The organism is Enterobacter kobei (assembly GCF_001729765.1).
Classification (GTDB): domain Bacteria; phylum Pseudomonadota; class Gammaproteobacteria; order Enterobacterales; family Enterobacteriaceae; genus Enterobacter; species Enterobacter kobei.
The window spans coordinates 2,937,162-2,953,118 of sequence record NZ_CP017181.1; the positions used below are offsets into that span (position 1 = coordinate 2,937,162).

Here is a 15,957-nt window from a genome sequence, read left to right on the forward strand (position 1 = left end):
GTACTTCCTAAAACGTTAACACCTGGAGTTCCGAAACCAAAGTATCCAACTCCTAAGACATTACCAGTATTGGGGCCAACATCTTTGGTGGCGGCACTTCCCAAATCGAGGTTTTTGCGAGCGTCAGCAGCATTCTTTGCACCTGTTCCGCCCTGGCTGATACTGAGCGCGGTAGTCAGGCCGCTTAGGCTGCTTATATCGCTGTTAGCCCCTTTCTTCGCCAGTGATTTCTGGCCCGGTAACGTTCTGGTATCCAGAGACGATGATTCAGCCAGCAGTTCGCTCAGAACCACATCAGGATCCGCATCGGCATCAATAATGTTCAACTTCTGTAGCGATTTAATCGCATCAGCTCGACGGATATCACCACCCTGGCGCAGTGCCTGGATGGCAAGCGCGGCGGACGGATTGAATACGGTCGATTCGACATCCAGCTCAGTGCGAACATCAACGTTGCCACCATCTTTCTCGCCGATGTACTCGGCCATGATTTGCAGAATGTTGTCGATCGCATCTTCAAGGCTGGTAGCCATGGTGTAGAGCGGTGACTGCTCCTGCATTTTCTCTTCGGAGGTCTGGTCTACCGATTTGGTAGAGGTGTTTTCCGTACGCAGCAGCTTCGCACCAGCCTGGCGCATCTGCTCCACAAGTTCTGCCAGCGACTCTTTACCAGCACCGATGGAGGAGCCTGTATGCTCGACGTATTCCAGACCCTGCTTTTGCCGATCAGTGAACGACGTAGCTGAAGACGAGCCAATTATCAGCTCTTGCCCCTCCTCCAGCCCGAACACCGTGAGCAACGGCACCCTGGCGACGTGCAGAATGTTGTCCTGCTCGCTCTGACTCTGCCAGTGCTTAACGTTCAGCAGCGCCATATTGAGCAGAGGCGGTGAGCCGCACATAAAGCCGGTGCGCTTCGTGTAGAGCGTGACCAGAGTGATATCCTGGCGGGATGTCTGCCACTCCTCGAATAGCGCCCAGTTCGCGGCACCGTCAGCATTTTTGGCCTTGCGGTAAATTTCCACCTTTCCGGGTGTCAGGTACCGGATTTGCTCGACCTTGGTCTGGCCGAAGTCGTCGCCGTCTTCGACCACAACCTCTTTGATACGCAGCGCAGTCAGCACCACTTTGCCGTCCACAATTTTCGACTTCCAGCCAATTACCTGGCGTGGATTGAGCATGGTGACATAGGGGCGCGCGCCGGTAGCTTTCTCTTCAGCTTTGGTTTTCACCTTTTCGGTGTCCACCCTGGGATAATCCACCAGCGCGTGGGAGAGGCCATACTGCATCGCAAGGCCGAAGAATGCCTGTGCCCATACGTCCAGGCGCGTCCCTTCAAGGTCGAAGTTTTTCGCATACTCGCGCAGTTGATCAGGAACATTCTCGGCCAGCTTAATCGGCTCGGCGAATACACGTCCGATGTTCTGCTTAATGGTCTCTTCGTAGGCTGGCAGAAGCGTGGCCACGGCGAGGCGTTTTTTGTAATCCTCTTTGTCTTCCTTGGGCCAGCGAGGGAGATAGGACTCGCCCAGCTGGCGCATATAAAGCGTGCCGCCCATCAGGGCATCGTTGATATCCCACGCCTCGACCATGTTCCCATAGTCCAGATTGGGGGTTGAAATATCAGGCATGGGGTTAGATCCGTAGGTTGGTGACTTTGCCGGTTGGTTTGCGGCGGTTTGTCTTCACGACTGCGAAATAGCGGAATCCATCAGAGCCGTGAGAGGTTTTGTCATGAAGTGGTTTATCTTTCCAGCAGCCGCGCTTGTCATCCCATTCCTTGCGATAACCCTCAAGGTGAGAGATCCCCTCTGCGCATCTTTCTTCCGCAAAAACACACGAAGGGAGTATTTCACGGACTGACTCAATGCCGGTATCGACCGAGACTTTCGGCACAACCTGGAAACGCAGCGAGTATTTCTGCCCGTCGATTTCGTAACCTTCACGAGCAAGCTCACGGCGTGATTTGGCATCGCTACCGAACTCTCTGTTATCGATATCGTGTGGCCCCCAGTGCTCACCGTAGGTGTAGCCCCGGTCTTTCAGCACCTTCATGTAATGCCGCAGGCCCTCGCCTGAGTTTTCGTAGTAGTCGATGATGTGGAACTCTTCGCCGACCTCGCGAACGAACCAGATATAGTGCGCAACATGGTGCCAAGGATCGGCGGTGACAGGCTGGTATCTGTGGTGACGCAGGAAGACCTGCTATTTATCAGGAAGGAATTGCTGACCGGTTATCACACTTTGAAGGCCGGGCAAAAAACGCCGGTTAAAGGCCGCTCCGTCAGAACGGTCAACAACTACATGAAGATCATGGGCGGGATGTTTAAGTTTGCCGCTGACAGCGGGTATGTCAGGGTGAACCCGTTCACCGGCATAGCCATGCTTAAGCGTTCACGTTGCGAGCCTGACCCGCTGACTCGCGAGGAGTTTGTCAGGATGATTAACGCCTGCGCCCACCAGCAGCTGAAAAACATGTGGTCGCTGGCCGTGTACACCGGCGTGCGCCACGGAGAACTTGTGTCGCTGGCCTGGGAAGATATAGACCTGAAAGCGGGTACGATGATGATCCGCCGAAACCACACGTTAACGAAGGAGTTCACCCTTCCAAAAACGGAGGCCGGAACGGACCGCATCATCAACCTCATTCAGCCGGCAATCGACGTGCTGAAGAGCCAGGCTGAACTAACACGCCTGGGTAAGCAGTATCAGGTTGAGGTGAAACTGCGCGAGTATGGCCGTACTGATGTGCATCCGTGCACGTTCGTGTTCAACCCGCAGATCGCATCACGTAATGGCCGTGCCGGGCATCATTACGCAGTGGGGTCGATTAACCAGTCGTGGGAGGCAGCAATGCGACGCGCCGGGATTCGCTATCGCAGAGCATACCAGTCCCGACACACGTATGCATGCTGGTCGTTGGCTGCCGGTGCTAACCCGAACTTCATCGCGAAGCAAATGGGTCACACCGACGCGCAAATGGTTTACCGGGTGTACGGATCCTGGATGGCTGAAAATAACCAGGACCAGATACTCATCCTCAACCAGAAATTGAGTGAGTTTGCCCCATCCATGCCCCACGCAGTGGGATCGGATGGTTATTAATTATAAATATCATTAGGTTAGACAACCTAAACCTGCATGCCCATCACTTCCTGATAAGCCGACACCAGTTTATTCCGCACCTGAATTCCCATCTGCAGGGAAACCGTGGCTTTCTGCAAATCGGCCATCACGTCATTCAGCGCCACGCCCGGCTCACCGAGGGTGAATTTCTCCGCCTGGGTACGCGCCGCGGTCTGGGTATCGCTGATACGGTCAAGAGCGGCATGCAGTTGCCCCGCAAAGCTGATGGTCGGCTGTTGTTCTGCCACATTCTGATTACGGGCCGTCATCGCCGTTGCCTGCAACTGACTGATTACCCCTTCAATGCCCTGTATAGCCATGACTCTCCCCTGGATGGTTTTTTACGCGGTCAAGACTAACAGCTTGTCAATAAGATAATGGCGGTAAATAGCGTGAAAAAACCAGGTTATTTGACGCATAGAAAATCCGGAATCATCAAATAATGGCAGGGCCATCAATATGGAACTTTTGTCGTGTTTGCCGACCCGGGAGTCAGTTTTGTTTCTCTACACGAATAACGTAAACCACCAGGATTTAAGAGGTGCGCAATGAGTGCAACAGCATCGACAGCGCCGCAAAATAAATCACTCGAGTGGATGAACCGCCTTCGCGCGAATCCTAAAATCCCGTTGATCGTGGCAGGCGCTGCCGCTATTGCCATCCTTGTAGCGATGGTTTTATGGGCAAAAAGCCCTGATTACCGCACGCTCTATAGCAACCTTTCCGATCAGGATGGCGGTGCCATCGTCACCCAGCTTACCCAGATGAACATCCCTTATCGCTTTGCCGATAACGGCGGTGCCCTTGAGGTGCCTGCTGATAAGGTCCACGAGCTGCGTCTGCGTCTGGCCCAGCAGGGCCTGCCGAAGGGCGGTGCGGTCGGTTTTGAACTGCTGGATCAGGAAAAGTTCGGTATCAGCCAGTTCAGCGAGCAGGTGAACTACCAGCGTGCGCTGGAAGGTGAGCTGGCCCGCACCATTGAAACGTTAGGCCCGGTGAAGAGTGCCCGTGTGCATCTGGCGATGCCTAAGCCTTCTTTATTTGTTCGTGAACAGAAATCCCCTTCAGCTTCCGTGACCGTGAACCTCGAACCTGGCCGCGCGCTGGACGAAGGGCAAATCAGCGCGGTGACGCATCTCGTCTCCAGCGCCGTCGCCGGTCTGCCACCGGGTAACGTGACGGTGGTCGATCAAAGCGGACACCTGCTGACCCAATCCAATACCGCCGGGCGTGACCTGAACGACGCGCAGCTGAAATATGCCGCAGACGTAGAAAACCGTCTCCAGCGTCGCATTGAAGCGATCCTCGGCCCGGTTGTCGGTAACAGCAACGTGCATGCGCAGGTGACCGCGCAGATTGACTTCTCTAATAAAGAACAAACCGAAGAGCAATACAGCCCGAACGGCGATCCGGCTCAGGCGGTGATGCGCTCGCGTCAGATCAACTCCAGCGAACAGGTAGGCGGCGCCTACCCTGGCGGCGTGCCGGGTGCGCTCTCTAACCAGCCTGCTCCGGCAAACACGGCACCGATTTCCACGCCGCCGGCCAATCAGCAGAACGGTCAGCAAAATAATCAGCAGACCACCTCAACGACCAGTAACGCCGGTCCACGCACCACTAGCCGTAACGAAACCACGAACTACGAAGTGGATCGGACGATCCGCCACACTAAACTCAACGTGGGCGATATTCAGCGTCTCTCTGTTGCGGTGGTGGTGAACTACAAAACGCTGGCGGATGGCAAACCGTTGCCGTTAACCGCTGAGCAGATGAAGCAGATTGAAAACCTGACCCGCGAAGCGATGGGCTACTCCGAGAAGCGTGGCGACACCCTTAACGTGGTGAACTCGCCGTTCAACGCGGTTGAAGAGACCGGCGGTGAACTGCCGTTCTGGCAACAACAGGCGTTTATCGACCAGCTGATGTCCGCAGGACGCTGGCTGCTGGTGCTGATTGTCGCGTGGCTGCTGTGGCGTAAGGGCGTTCGTCCACAACTCCAGCGTCGTGCTGAAGCAGAAAAAGCCGCTCGCGAACAGATGTCTACGCGTCAGGAAACGGAAGAAGCGGTTGAAGTTCGCCTCAGCAAAGATGAGCAGATGCAGCAGCGTCGGGCTAACCAGCGCATGGGCGCCGAAGTGATGAGCCAGCGCATTCGCGAAATGTCAGATAACGATCCGCGCGTCGTGGCGCTGGTCATCCGCCAGTGGATGGGTAACGAACATGAGTAATACGCTTACAGGCACCGATAAAAGCGTCATCCTGCTGATGACCATTGGCGAAGACCGCGCGGCAGAGGTGTTTAAGCACCTCTCCCAGCGGGAAGTGCAAATCCTCAGTGCGGCCATGGCCAACGTGCGTCAGATCTCCAATAAACAGCTGACCGAAGTGCTGTCGGAATTTGAGCAGGAAGCCGAACAGTTTGCCGCGCTCAACGTCAACGCCAACGACTACCTGCGCTCCGTCCTGGTCAAGGCGCTGGGCGAAGAGCGTGCCGCCAGCTTGCTGGAAGACATTCTGGAAACGCGCGATACCGCCAGCGGGATCGAAACGCTTAACTTTATGGAGCCGCAGAGTGCCGCCGACCTTATTCGCGACGAGCACCCGCAGATTATCGCCACCATCCTTGTCCACCTCAAACGGGGTCAGGCAGCCGATATTCTGGCCCTGTTCGAAGAGCGTCTGCGTCACGATGTGATGCTGCGTATCGCAACCTTCGGTGGCGTCCAGCCGGCCGCGCTGGCGGAGCTGACCGAAGTACTGAACAACCTGCTCGACGGTCAGAACCTCAAGCGCAGCAAAATGGGCGGCGTGAGAACGGCGGCGGAAATCATCAACCTGATGAAAACGCAGCAGGAAGAAGCGGTTATTACCGCGGTTCGCGAATTCGACGGCGAGCTGGCACAGAAAATTATCGACGAGATGTTCCTGTTCGAAAACCTGGTCGAAGTGGACGATCGCAGCATCCAGCGCCTGCTCCAGGAAGTGGACTCCGAATCGCTGCTTATCGCCCTCAAAGGTGCCGAACAGCCGCTGCGCGAGAAGTTCCTGCGCAACATGTCTCAGCGTGCGGCGGATATCCTGCGCGACGACCTTGCCAACCGCGGTCCGGTTCGTCTGTCTCAGGTGGAGAACGAACAGAAAGCCATCCTGCTTATTGTTCGTCGTCTGGCGGAAACCGGCGAGATGGTGATTGGCAGCGGAGACGACACCTATGTCTAATGAGCTGTCGTGGAAGCGCTGGACGCCAGACGATCTGGCCCCTCCCCTTTCTGAATTCACGCCCGCGAAGGTCTCACCCGCAGAGCCTGACGCCGACGTCGGGCAGCCCGAGCTGAGCGAGGAGGAGAAGCAAGCGCAGATGCTGGCGCAGCTGCAAATGCAGGCGCATGAGCAGGGCTACACTGCCGGTCTGAATGAAGGCCGCCAGAAAGGTCACGATCTGGGCTATCAGGAAGGTCTGGCGAAAGGATTAGAGCACGGTATCGACCAGGCGCGTCAGCAGCAGGCGCCGATCCACGCCCGCATGCAGCAGCTGGTCAGCGAGTTCCAGCACACGCTGGACGCGCTGGACAGCGTGATTGCGTCCCGTCTGATGCAGATGGCGCTGGAAGCTGCGCGTCAGGTCATTGGCCAGACGCCTGTGGTGGATAACACGGCGCTGATCAAACAGATTCAGGGGCTTCTGCAGCAGGAGCCGCTGTTCAGCGGCAAACCGCAGCTGCGCGTTCACCCGGACGATCTGCAGCGCATTGAAGAGAGTCTGGGGGCAACCCTCAGCCTGCACGGCTGGCGTTTGCGCGGCGATCCGTCGTTACACCACGGCGGCTGCAAAGTCTCTGCCGACGAAGGTGACCTGGATGCCAGCGTCGCCACTCGCTGGCAGGAACTGTGCCGCCTGGCGGCACCGGGAGTCGTCTGATGACCGCACGCCTCACCCGCTGGCTCAACACGCTCGACAACTTTGAGACGAAGATGGCGCAACTGCCATCCGTTCGTCGTTATGGACGACTGACGCGCGCGACCGGTCTGGTACTGGAAGCCACCGGCCTGCAGCTTCCGCTGGGCGCAACCTGTGTGATTGAGCGTCAGGATGGTCAGGAAACGCGTGAAGTCGAAAGCGAAGTGGTTGGGTTTAACGGTCAGCGACTGTTCCTGATGCCGCTTGAAGAGGTGGAAGGTATTCTCCCCGGCGCCCGCGTCTACGCGAAAAACATCAGCGGCGACGGCCTGCAAAGCGGGAAACAGCTGCCGCTTGGTCCGGCCCTGCTCGGCCGCGTGCTCGACGGCAGCGGGAAACCGCTGGATGGCCTGCCTGCGCCGGACACCACCGAAACCGGGGCGTTGATCACCCAGCCGTTTAACCCCCTGCAGCGTACCCCTATCGAGCATGTGCTGGATACCGGCGTACGGCCGATTAACGCCCTGCTCACGGTAGGACGCGGACAACGTATGGGTCTGTTCGCCGGCTCCGGCGTGGGTAAATCGGTCCTGCTCGGCATGATGGCGCGTTATACCCAGGCCGACGTGATCGTCGTTGGGCTGATCGGTGAGCGTGGCCGTGAAGTCAAAGATTTCATCGAAAACATTCTGGGTGCGGAAGGCCGGGCCCGTTCAGTGGTAATCGCCGCCCCGGCGGATGTGTCCCCCCTGCTGCGTATGCAGGGTGCCGCCTACGCCACCCGTATTGCCGAAGATTTCCGCGACCGCGGCAAGCACGTGCTGCTGATCATGGACTCCCTCACCCGCTACGCGATGGCACAGCGTGAAATTGCGCTGGCTATCGGTGAGCCACCGGCCACCAAAGGCTACCCGCCTTCGGTCTTTGCCAAACTTCCTGCGCTGGTTGAACGCGCAGGGAACGGCATCAGCGGCGGCGGATCCATCACTGCATTTTATACGGTACTGACCGAAGGCGATGACCAGCAGGACCCGATTGCCGACTCCGCGCGCGCCATTCTCGACGGTCATATTGTGTTATCGCGTCGTCTGGCTGAAGCCGGACACTACCCGGCGATTGATATTGAAGCATCCATCAGCCGCGCAATGACGGCGCTGATCACCGAGAAGCATTACGCCCGCGTGCGTAACTTTAAACAACTCCTCTCCAGCTTCCAGCGCAACCGCGATCTGGTCAGCGTGGGGGCGTATGCCAAAGGCAGCGATCCTATGCTCGACAAAGCGATTAGCCTGTGGCCGCAGCTGGAGGCGTTTTTACAACAGGGCATTTTTGAACGTGCCGACTGGGAAGATTCAATCCAGGCTCTGGAGCTGATTTTCCCGCAGGTGTAACACAGGTGGAGGGCGAAGGTCATGGCGCAAAACAGCGCGTTATCAACGCTGAAAGATCTGGCTGAAAAAGAAGTTGATGATGCCGCATTGCAGCTTGGCGCAATGCGACGCGGGTGCCAGCAGGCTGAAGAACAGTTGAAGATGTTAATCGACTATCAGCATGAGTATCGCACCAACCTCAATACCGATATGACCCAGGGCATTGGAAGCCAGCGGTGGATTAACTATCAGCAGTTTATCCAGACGCTGGAGAAGGCGATAGAGCAGCACCGCCAGCAGCTTAACCAGTGGACCCAAAAAGTCGATACCGCGCTGAATTTCTGGCGTGAGAAAAAACAGCGGCTGCAGGCCTGGCAAACCTTACAGGACCGGCAGATCGCAGCCGCGACCCTGGCGGAAAACCGTCTGGATCAGAAAAAAATGGATGAGTTTGCCCAGCGCGCATCAATGAGGAAACCGGAATGATCACACTGCAACAACTGCTGATGAGCGACAGCGACCTGTCGGGCGGGATGCAAACAGGGAAAGGCACCGACGGTGCGCAAGACTTTCTCTCCCTGCTAACGGGTGCCCTGACGGACGCGACGGGCAAGGGCAAAGATGCGCCGCTGACCCTGGCTGACCTGAAAGCCGCTGGCAGTAAGCTGTCAAAAGTCGCTCAGGACGCCAAAGGCGATACCGCGCTGCAGGCCAAAATTGCCGACCTGCTCGCGCGTCAGCCAGCCCTGAGTGGCGATGAAACGGCGCAGCTTGCCACGCCTGAAACCCTGATTTCCGGGCTGGTGCCGCTGTCAAAGGGCGATGCCCTGAAAACGCTCAATGCGGCCAACAGCAAGGATGACAGCAAAAGCGAACTGAGCGAAGAAGAGCTGGCCGGATTAAGCGCGCTGATGGCAATGCTGCCGCACCAGCAGACCAGCACGCCTCACGCGGCGGGCAGTAACGGCGTTTCCGCAACCTCAACGTTGAGTTCAGCGACGCTTTCGCCAAACGCAGCGGGCCACTCCCCCCTGAACGCGGTAGCGGGAGACCACGATAAAGCGCAGCTTTCCGCACCTTATCAGAGTCAGGCGAAAAACAACGACCCGGATCTCTCCGCCAATGCGCCAGTCACTCCGGTCGTGGCCGCTGCGGCAGAGAAGCAGGAATTCGCCAGTTCCTCTTCATCATCCTCACCCACGGCTACCCTGGCGCCGATCATGTCCAGTCATGCTACCAGCCAGCCTGCCGCTACCGTTGCCACCGCGCCGGTGTTAAGCCAGCCGCTGGGTACTCACGAATGGCAGCAGTCCCTGAGCCAGCACATCACGCTGTTCACTAAGCAGGGGCAACAGACTGCGGAGCTGCGCCTGCACCCGGAAGATCTGGGCCAGGTGCAAATCTCGCTTAAACTGGATGATAACCAGGCGCAGCTGCAGATGGTCTCGGCACACAGCCACGTGCGCGCGGCGCTGGAAGCGGCACTGCCTGTCCTGCGGACGTCACTGGCAGAGAACGGTATTCAGCTCTCTCAGAGCAGCGTCAGCAGCGAAAGCTTTGCCGGGCAACAGCAATCCTCATCGCAGCAGCATCAGGCTTCACGTTCCGGTCACAACGGCGGATTTAATGAAGAGAGCGAGGAGCTACTGCCCACCCCTGCCGCCCTGCAATCCGCGGCGCGCGGTAACAGCGCCGTAGACATCTTCGCCTAAACGCCAGAGGTAGCGTGATTATCCCCGTCTTTTCCACGCTTTGACGACGGCAGGACACGGGATAATCACCTTATTAAGCTGTACCGAAACAGGAAGCTCGTATCAGATGACAGACTCCGCTATCACCAAAAAAAGTAAGCGTTCCATCTGGATCCCGCTGCTGGTGTTGATCACGCTCGCCGCCTGCGCTACCGCGGGCTATAGTTACTGGCGTATGCAGCAGGAACCTTCAACCGCTGCCGCCAAAGCCGAACCCGCACCGCCGCCGGCGCCGGTCTTTTTCCCTCTGGACACCTTCACCGTTAACCTCGGTGATGCGGATCGTGTGCTGTATGTCGGTATTACGCTGCGCCTGAAGGATGAAGCCACCCGCGCGCGCCTGAATGATTATCTTCCGGAAGTGCGTAGCCGTCTTCTTCTGCTGTTCTCTCGTCAGGACGCCTCCGCGCTGGCCACCGACGTGGGTAAGCAAAAGCTGGTCGACGCCATCAAAGAGACGCTGGCCACCCCGCTGGTAAACGGCCAACCTAAGCAGGAAGTCACTGACGTTCTGTATACAGCCTTCATTCTGCGGTAACGACATGGGCGACAGTATTCTTTCTCAGGCAGAAATCGATGCGCTGCTCAACGGCGACAGCGATAAAAACGATGATCCGCAACCGGGCCTAACGGGTGACGACAATATTCGTCCCTATGATCCGAATACCCAGCGCCGCGTAGTTCGTGAACGTCTGCAGGCTCTGGAGATCATTAACGAACGTTTTGCACGTCAGTTCCGTATGGGGCTGTTCAACCTGTTGCGTCGTAGCCCGGATATCACGGTCGGTGCGATCCGCATTCAGCCGTATCACGAGTTTGCCCGCAACCTGCCGGTGCCAACCAACCTTAACCTGATTCATCTGAAGCCGCTGCGCGGCACCGGTCTGGTCGTGTTTTCGCCAAGCCTGGTGTTCATTGCGGTGGATAACCTGTTCGGCGGCGACGGGCGTTTCCCGACCAAAGTAGAAGGTCGTGAATTCACCCACACCGAACAGCGCGTCATCAACCGCATGCTGAAGCTGGCGCTGGAGTCCTACAGCGACGCGTGGAAAGCGATTAACCCGCTGGAAGTGGAATACGTTCGTTCCGAGATGCAGGTGAAGTTTACCAATATCACCACCTCCCCGAACGATATCGTCGTCAACACGCCGTTCCACGTTGAGATCGGTAACCTGACCGGCGAGTTCAATATCTGTCTGCCGTTCAGCATGATTGAACCGCTGCGCGAGCTGCTGGTTAACCCGCCGCTGGAAAACTCACGCAACGAAGATCAGAACTGGCGTGAAAACCTGGTTCGCCAGGTCCAGCACTCACAGCTTGAGCTGGTGGCTAACTTTGCCGACATCTCAATGCGGTTATCCCAGATCCTGAAATTACAACCCGGCGACGTTTTGCCGATAGACAAACCCGACCGCATTATTGCCCATGTGGATGGTGTCCCCGTGCTGACAAGCCAGTACGGCACGATTAACGGTCAGTATGCGTTACGCGTTGAGCACTTGATCAACCCGATTTTGAATTCGCTGAATGAGGAACAGCCCAAATGAGTGACATGAACAATCCGTCCGATGAAAACAGCGGAGCACTGGACGATCTGTGGGCTGACGCGTTAAACGAACAAAAAGCGACCCCAACGAAAAGCGCAGCGGATGCGGTATTCCAGCAACTCGGCGGCGGTGACGTCAGCGGCACGCTGCAGGATATCGACCTGATTATGGACATCCCGGTCAAGCTGACCGTTGAACTGGGACGCACCCGGATGACCATTAAAGAGCTGCTGCGCCTGACGCAGGGTTCCGTCGTGGCCCTTGACGGTCTGGCGGGTGAGCCGCTGGATATTCTGATCAACGGTTATCTGATTGCCCAGGGTGAAGTGGTGGTGGTTGCCGATAAATACGGCGTGCGTATCACGGACATCATCACCCCATCTGAACGTATGCGTCGTCTGAGCCGATAAGTATGAAAACCCAGGCAACACTATCGCAACCGTCTGCCGTTCCCGGTTCCCCGCTGCTCCAGGTGAGCGGGGCGTTGTTCGGTATTATTGCCTTTATTCTTATCGCCGCCTGGCTGGCGAAGCGTTTTGGTCTGGCGGGTAAAACCGCCGGTACCCGTGGCCTGAAGGTGAGCGCCAGCACCACGCTGGGGCCGCGTGAACGCGTGGTTATCGTCGAGGTGGACGATGCGCGTCTGGTTTTGGGTGTCACCGCCTCGAACATCAACGTATTACATAAACTGCCGCCCGCCCCTGTCACGGTGGAGGAGCGCGCACAAGCCCCTGCGGATTTTCAGTCCGTCATGAAGAGTTTGCTTAAGCGTTCCGGGAGATCCTGATGCGCCGTTTGTTATCCCTTACGCTTGCGGGCATTGGCCTGTTTGCTCCCGCGGTTTATGCGCAACTGCCCGGTCTGGTCTCAACGCCCATTGCCGGTGGCGGTCAGAGCTGGTCGCTCCCGGTGCAGACGCTGGTATTCATCACCTCGCTGACCTTTATCCCGGCCATCCTGCTGATGATGACCAGCTTCACCCGCATCATTATCGTCTTTGGTCTGCTGCGAAACGCGCTCGGTACCCCTTCCGCGCCGCCAAACCAGGTGCTGCTGGGGCTGGCGCTGTTTTTGACCTTTTTCATTATGTCGCCGGTCATCGATAAGATTTATACCGACGCGTACCAGCCGTTCAGCGAAGATAAAATCTCCATGCAGGAGGCGCTGGATAAAGGCGCACAGCCGCTGCGGGAATTTATGCTGCGCCAGACGCGCGAGGCGGATCTGGCACTCTTTGTTCGCTTGTCCAATACCGGCGAATTGCAGGGGCCGGAAGCGGTACCCATGCGCGTTTTGCTGCCAGCCTACGTCACCAGCGAGCTGAAAACGGCGTTTCAGATTGGCTTTACCATCTTTATTCCGTTCCTGATTATCGACCTGGTGATCGCCAGCGTCCTGATGGCGCTCGGGATGATGATGGTGCCGCCCGCAACCATTGCCCTGCCCTTTAAGATCATGCTCTTTGTACTGGTCGATGGCTGGCAGCTGCTGGTCAGTTCGCTGGCGCAGAGTTTCTACAGTTAAGGAACGGCAATGACACCCGAATCGGTCATGATGATGGGCACGGAAGCGATGAAAATCGCCATTGCCGTTGCCGCTCCCCTGCTGCTTGTCGCGCTGGTTACCGGTCTGATTATCAGTATTCTGCAGGCCGCCACGCAGATTAACGAAATGACGCTGTCCTTCATTCCGAAAATCATCGCCGTATTTGTGGCGATTATCGTGGCCGGACCGTGGATGCTGAACCTGTTGCTGGACTATATGCGCAACCTGTTTACCAATCTGCCGTACATCATCGGCTGACCTGACGATGCTGCACTTCACCAGCGACCAGTGGGTTCAGTGGCTCGGCGTCTATTTCTGGCCGATGCTGCGCATTCTGGCGCTGATTACCACCGCCCCGATTTTCAGCGAGAAATCGATCCCCAAGCGTGTCAAAGTGGGGCTGGGCATTATCATCACCATCATCGTCGCCCCTTCCCTTCCCCCGGTGGATATTCCGATCTTCTCGGCGAATGCGGTGTGGGTGGCATTACAGCAGGTGATGATTGGCGTTGCCGTAGGCTTTACCATGCAGCTCGCCTTTGCCGCCGTTCGCACGGCCGGGGAGCTGATTGGCCTGCAGATGGGCTTATCGTTCGCCACGTTTGTTGACCCCGGCAGCCACCTCAATATGCCGGTGCTGGCGCGCATTATCGATCTGCTCGCCATGCTGCTGTTCCTGTCGTTTAACGGTCATCTGTGGCTTATCTCCATGCTGGTGGATACTTTTCATACGCTGCCGATTGGTGAAAACCCGGTCAACAGCAATGCCTTTCTCGCGCTCACCCGCGCGGCGGGGCTGATCTTCCTCAACGGCCTGATGCTGGCGTTGCCGATTATCACCCTGCTCCTGACCGTCAACCTGGCATTAGGTCTGTTGAACCGCATGGCACCGCAGCTCTCCATCTTTGTGATCGGTTTTCCGCTGACGTTGACGGTCGGAATTTTATTAATGTCATTACTGATGCCCCTTATCGCCCCCTTCTGTGAACACTTATTCGGCGAGATATTCAATCTGTTAGCAGATATTGTCAGCGAGCTGCCACGTAAATAATAGTCCTCACGATTGATATTGTCTTTCTGAGGATATTCCTAAAATAAAACATGAAAAACATCTTCCAGGATATATCTGACGGGGTTTAATTGTTTCTAACCACCTCACAATACTTAATATTTACTTTACTTTAAGAAGATTCCTGGCAAATTATACGTAACTTTACGGGATAGTGAGTCCGCCTGAAAGTCTTTGTCATGCTCACAGGTTTATTATTTTTTTCCATCCCGTATGGCTGTTTTGAGCTCTCAGGCAGATGGTGAATTATCGTTACGCATTGAGTGAGGGTATGCCATGTCAACGATCATTATGGATTTATGCAGCTACACCCGGCTAGGGTTAACCGGGTACCTGGCAAGCAGAGGGGTAAGAAAGAGAGACATCAACGATGCACACACCGTTGACGAACTCGCAGCCGCTTGTGACGAACTAAAACCAGGCGTGGTGTTTATTAATGAGGACTGTTTCATTCACGATCCAGCCAACAGTCAGCACATTAAGCAAATCATTAATCAGCATCCAAAAACTCTGTTTATTGTTTTTATGGCGATCGCGAATATCCATTTCGATGAGTATTTGTTGGTCCGTAAAAATTTATTGATCAGTTCTAAGTCGATTAAGCCCGAGTCGCTGGATGACATTCTGGGTGATTATTTGAATAAAGAAGTTAAAAATGTAGGAGCGGTTAACTTACCCACCCTATCATTAAGCAGGACTGAATCAAGTATGCTGCGAATGTGGATGGCAGGACAAGGAACTATTCAGATCTCTGACCAGATGAATATTAAAGCAAAAACCGTTTCATCACATAAAGGAAATATTAAAAGGAAAATTAAAACGCATAATAAGCAAGTGATCTATCACGTGGTACGTTTGACCGATAATGTGACGAACGGGATTTTCGTCAACATGCGTTAGTGGCTTAAACCCCTTTGCACCCTACCTTTGATCTCTGGCCAGGCCAGAGATTTTTGCTTATGTGGGCGTTGTCGGGCAACCGCAATGCCACCCGACGCTGTGTTACTCCGCTTTTTCGACAAAAATGCCGTCCGGATGCCCCAGTTCATTAAAAAACCAGATGCCGAGCGGGTAGTCTTCCAGTGATACCAGGTACATTGTCCCCTCACTGAACTCTTCAATTGCCAATACTACCCCCGGGCGGCGCGGCCCACCGTCCGTTTTAACGGTAACCCGATCGTTGACCTTCATACATTCCTCCTCTGGTTTTGAGCCAGTGTAGAACAAAACGCATGCGCTGACATCGCTGACGGATGCGAATGCCGTTTTTGTGTGCGGTCTATACTTAACCGTGGACACGTTTATATGAGGTACCCCGTAATGAAGACCAACAAAGCGTATAGCGACACCATCAAGCGCGAAGTCGAAGTGGATGTCGATGCCCTGCTGGCCGCCATCAATGAGATCAGTGAATCCGAAGTACGTCGCGCAGAGGATGATTCCGAGAGGGTGATGGTGAACGGGAGGGATTACCATACCTACCGCGAACTGGCGGAGGCCTTCGAGCTTGATATACACGACTTTAGCGTGTCTGAAGCCAATCGATAGCGCGAAAAAAATCCCGGTCATGGGGATGGCCGGGATCAAAACTTGCTTATGCAAGAAGCACTTGAAAATTCGTTACACCAGGAAATCTGATGTACAAACCACA

General features: G+C 55.8%; 16 protein-coding genes and 4 pseudogenes. 16 read left to right on the forward strand and 4 right to left on the reverse strand.

Features of this window, described 5'->3' with window-relative positions; genetic code table 11:
• Positions 1-254: 254 nt before the first annotated feature.
• Together BFV64_RS25685 and BFV64_RS25440 are read right to left on the reverse strand one after the other, a co-directional pair.
• Positions 255-1,631 (reverse strand): annotated as a pseudogene (locus BFV64_RS25685) (DUF4055 domain-containing protein); the annotation flags it as partial.
• A gap of 4 nt (positions 1,632-1,635) precedes the next feature.
• Positions 1,636-2,136, reverse strand: a pseudogene (locus BFV64_RS25440) (terminase); the annotation flags it as partial.
• On the opposite strand from BFV64_RS25440, the pseudogene BFV64_RS14200 reads away from it, so the two are divergent.
• Positions 2,137-3,105: pseudogene (locus BFV64_RS14200) on the forward strand (tyrosine-type recombinase/integrase); the annotation flags it as partial.
• A 26-nt stretch (positions 3,106-3,131) separates the two neighbouring features.
• Here the strand turns inward: BFV64_RS14200 and fliE are convergent.
• A complete protein-coding gene (gene fliE, locus BFV64_RS14205; RefSeq protein ID WP_014884391.1) occupies positions 3,132-3,446 on the reverse strand; it encodes a flagellar hook-basal body complex protein FliE in 315 nt (104 codons plus the stop codon).
• 228 nt (positions 3,447-3,674) lie between these two features.
• Between fliE and fliF the strand changes: the two genes are divergently transcribed.
• The 14 genes and pseudogenes from fliF to rcsA all read left to right on the forward strand — a co-directional run bounded on the left by fliF (position 3,675) and on the right by rcsA (position 15,206).
• Positions 3,675-5,354, forward strand: coding sequence for a flagellar basal-body MS-ring/collar protein FliF (fliF, locus tag BFV64_RS14210; protein WP_045281537.1), 1,680 nt, complete (start codon positions 3,675-3,677; stop codon positions 5,352-5,354).
• On the forward strand, positions 5,347-6,345 hold the full coding sequence (gene fliG / locus BFV64_RS14215; protein ID WP_008500327.1) for a flagellar motor switch protein FliG: 999 nt from the start codon (positions 5,347-5,349) through the stop codon (positions 6,343-6,345). The genes fliF and fliG overlap by 8 nt, the downstream gene beginning before the upstream one ends.
• Entirely contained in the window at positions 6,338-7,045 is a 708-nt protein-coding gene (fliH, locus tag BFV64_RS14220) for a flagellar assembly protein FliH (protein WP_045281538.1), read from the forward strand. The genes fliG and fliH overlap by 8 nt, the downstream gene beginning before the upstream one ends.
• Complete coding sequence (gene fliI / locus BFV64_RS14225) at positions 7,045-8,415, forward strand: flagellar protein export ATPase FliI (protein WP_014884394.1); 1,371 nt, start codon at positions 7,045-7,047, stop codon at positions 8,413-8,415. The genes fliH and fliI overlap by 1 nt, the downstream gene beginning before the upstream one ends.
• A gap of 21 nt (positions 8,416-8,436) precedes the next feature.
• Complete coding sequence (fliJ, locus tag BFV64_RS14230; protein ID WP_014884395.1) at positions 8,437-8,880, forward strand: flagellar export protein FliJ; 444 nt, start codon at positions 8,437-8,439, stop codon at positions 8,878-8,880.
• A complete protein-coding gene (fliK, locus tag BFV64_RS14235; protein WP_045135290.1) occupies positions 8,877-10,106 on the forward strand; it encodes a flagellar hook length control protein FliK in 1,230 nt (409 codons plus the stop codon). Before fliJ ends, fliK begins: the two co-directional genes overlap by 4 nt.
• Before the next feature lie 106 nt (positions 10,107-10,212).
• On the forward strand, positions 10,213-10,683 hold the full coding sequence (gene fliL, locus BFV64_RS14240) for a flagellar basal body-associated protein FliL (protein WP_014884397.1): 471 nt from the start codon (positions 10,213-10,215) through the stop codon (positions 10,681-10,683).
• 4 nt (positions 10,684-10,687) lie between these two features.
• Positions 10,688-11,692 (forward strand): flagellar motor switch protein FliM, encoded by a 1,005-nt coding sequence (gene fliM / locus BFV64_RS14245; protein WP_014884398.1) that lies wholly within the window; start codon positions 10,688-10,690, stop codon positions 11,690-11,692.
• Positions 11,689-12,102 (forward strand): flagellar motor switch protein FliN, encoded by a 414-nt coding sequence (gene fliN, locus BFV64_RS14250; protein WP_014884399.1) that lies wholly within the window; start codon positions 11,689-11,691, stop codon positions 12,100-12,102. Before fliM ends, fliN begins: the two co-directional genes overlap by 4 nt.
• A gap of 2 nt (positions 12,103-12,104) precedes the next feature.
• On the forward strand, positions 12,105-12,479 hold the full coding sequence (gene fliO / locus BFV64_RS14255) for a flagellar biosynthetic protein FliO (RefSeq protein WP_014884400.1): 375 nt from the start codon (positions 12,105-12,107) through the stop codon (positions 12,477-12,479).
• Positions 12,479-13,216 carry a flagellar type III secretion system pore protein FliP gene (gene fliP / locus BFV64_RS14260; protein ID WP_014884401.1) on the forward strand — a complete coding sequence of 246 codons (738 nt, stop codon included), beginning with the start codon at positions 12,479-12,481 and terminating at the stop codon, positions 13,214-13,216. Before fliO ends, fliP begins: the two co-directional genes overlap by 1 nt.
• A 9-nt stretch (positions 13,217-13,225) precedes the next feature.
• Positions 13,226-13,495, forward strand: coding sequence for a flagellar biosynthesis protein FliQ (gene fliQ / locus BFV64_RS14265; protein WP_008500315.1), 270 nt, complete (start codon positions 13,226-13,228; stop codon positions 13,493-13,495).
• Positions 13,496-13,502: 7 nt separating this feature from the next.
• Positions 13,503-14,304 (forward strand): annotated as a pseudogene (fliR, locus tag BFV64_RS14270) (flagellar biosynthetic protein FliR).
• Between the two features lie 278 nt (positions 14,305-14,582).
• Positions 14,583-15,206 carry a transcriptional regulator RcsA gene (gene rcsA / locus BFV64_RS14275; protein WP_008500313.1) on the forward strand — a complete coding sequence of 208 codons (624 nt, stop codon included), beginning with the start codon at positions 14,583-14,585 and terminating at the stop codon, positions 15,204-15,206.
• A gap of 102 nt (positions 15,207-15,308) precedes the next feature.
• Here the strand turns inward: rcsA and dsrB are convergent, their stop codons facing one another.
• A complete protein-coding gene (gene dsrB, locus BFV64_RS25795) occupies positions 15,309-15,497 on the reverse strand; it encodes a protein DsrB (RefSeq protein ID WP_013097741.1) in 189 nt (62 codons plus the stop codon).
• A 129-nt stretch (positions 15,498-15,626) separates the two neighbouring features.
• Between dsrB and yodD the strand changes: the two genes are divergently transcribed.
• On the forward strand, positions 15,627-15,854 hold the full coding sequence (gene yodD / locus BFV64_RS25800) for a YodD family peroxide/acid resistance protein (RefSeq protein ID WP_014884403.1): 228 nt from the start codon (positions 15,627-15,629) through the stop codon (positions 15,852-15,854).
• Positions 15,855-15,957: the final 103 nt, after the last annotated feature.

What these genes read in the sequence shown, in the direction of transcription:
- fliN (WP_014884399.1), top strand. Translation starts at nt 11,689, where the DNA reads ATGAGTGACATGAACAATCCGTCCGATGAAAACAGCGGAGCACTGGAC.
- fliO (WP_014884400.1), top strand. Translation starts at nt 12,105, where the DNA reads ATGAAAACCCAGGCAACACTATCGCAACCGTCTGCCGTTCCCGGTTCC.
- fliQ (WP_008500315.1), top strand. Translation starts at nt 13,226, where the DNA reads ATGACACCCGAATCGGTCATGATGATGGGCACGGAAGCGATGAAAATC.
- fliE (WP_014884391.1), bottom strand. Translation starts at nt 3,446, where the DNA reads ATGGCTATACAGGGCATTGAAGGGGTAATCAGTCAGTTGCAGGCAACG.
- fliK (WP_045135290.1), top strand. Translation starts at nt 8,877, where the DNA reads ATGATCACACTGCAACAACTGCTGATGAGCGACAGCGACCTGTCGGGC.
- fliH (WP_045281538.1), top strand. Translation starts at nt 6,338, where the DNA reads ATGTCTAATGAGCTGTCGTGGAAGCGCTGGACGCCAGACGATCTGGCC.
- yodD (WP_014884403.1), top strand. Translation starts at nt 15,627, where the DNA reads ATGAAGACCAACAAAGCGTATAGCGACACCATCAAGCGCGAAGTCGAA.
- fliL (WP_014884397.1), top strand. Translation starts at nt 10,213, where the DNA reads ATGACAGACTCCGCTATCACCAAAAAAAGTAAGCGTTCCATCTGGATC.
- fliG (WP_008500327.1), top strand. Translation starts at nt 5,347, where the DNA reads ATGAGTAATACGCTTACAGGCACCGATAAAAGCGTCATCCTGCTGATG.
- fliM (WP_014884398.1), top strand. Translation starts at nt 10,688, where the DNA reads ATGGGCGACAGTATTCTTTCTCAGGCAGAAATCGATGCGCTGCTCAAC.
- fliJ (WP_014884395.1), top strand. Translation starts at nt 8,437, where the DNA reads ATGGCGCAAAACAGCGCGTTATCAACGCTGAAAGATCTGGCTGAAAAA.
- fliI (WP_014884394.1), top strand. Translation starts at nt 7,045, where the DNA reads ATGACCGCACGCCTCACCCGCTGGCTCAACACGCTCGACAACTTTGAG.
- fliP (WP_014884401.1), top strand. Translation starts at nt 12,479, where the DNA reads ATGCGCCGTTTGTTATCCCTTACGCTTGCGGGCATTGGCCTGTTTGCT.
- fliF (WP_045281537.1), top strand. Translation starts at nt 3,675, where the DNA reads ATGAGTGCAACAGCATCGACAGCGCCGCAAAATAAATCACTCGAGTGG.
- rcsA (WP_008500313.1), top strand. Translation starts at nt 14,583, where the DNA reads ATGTCAACGATCATTATGGATTTATGCAGCTACACCCGGCTAGGGTTA.
- dsrB (WP_013097741.1), bottom strand. Translation starts at nt 15,497, where the DNA reads ATGAAGGTCAACGATCGGGTTACCGTTAAAACGGACGGTGGGCCGCGC.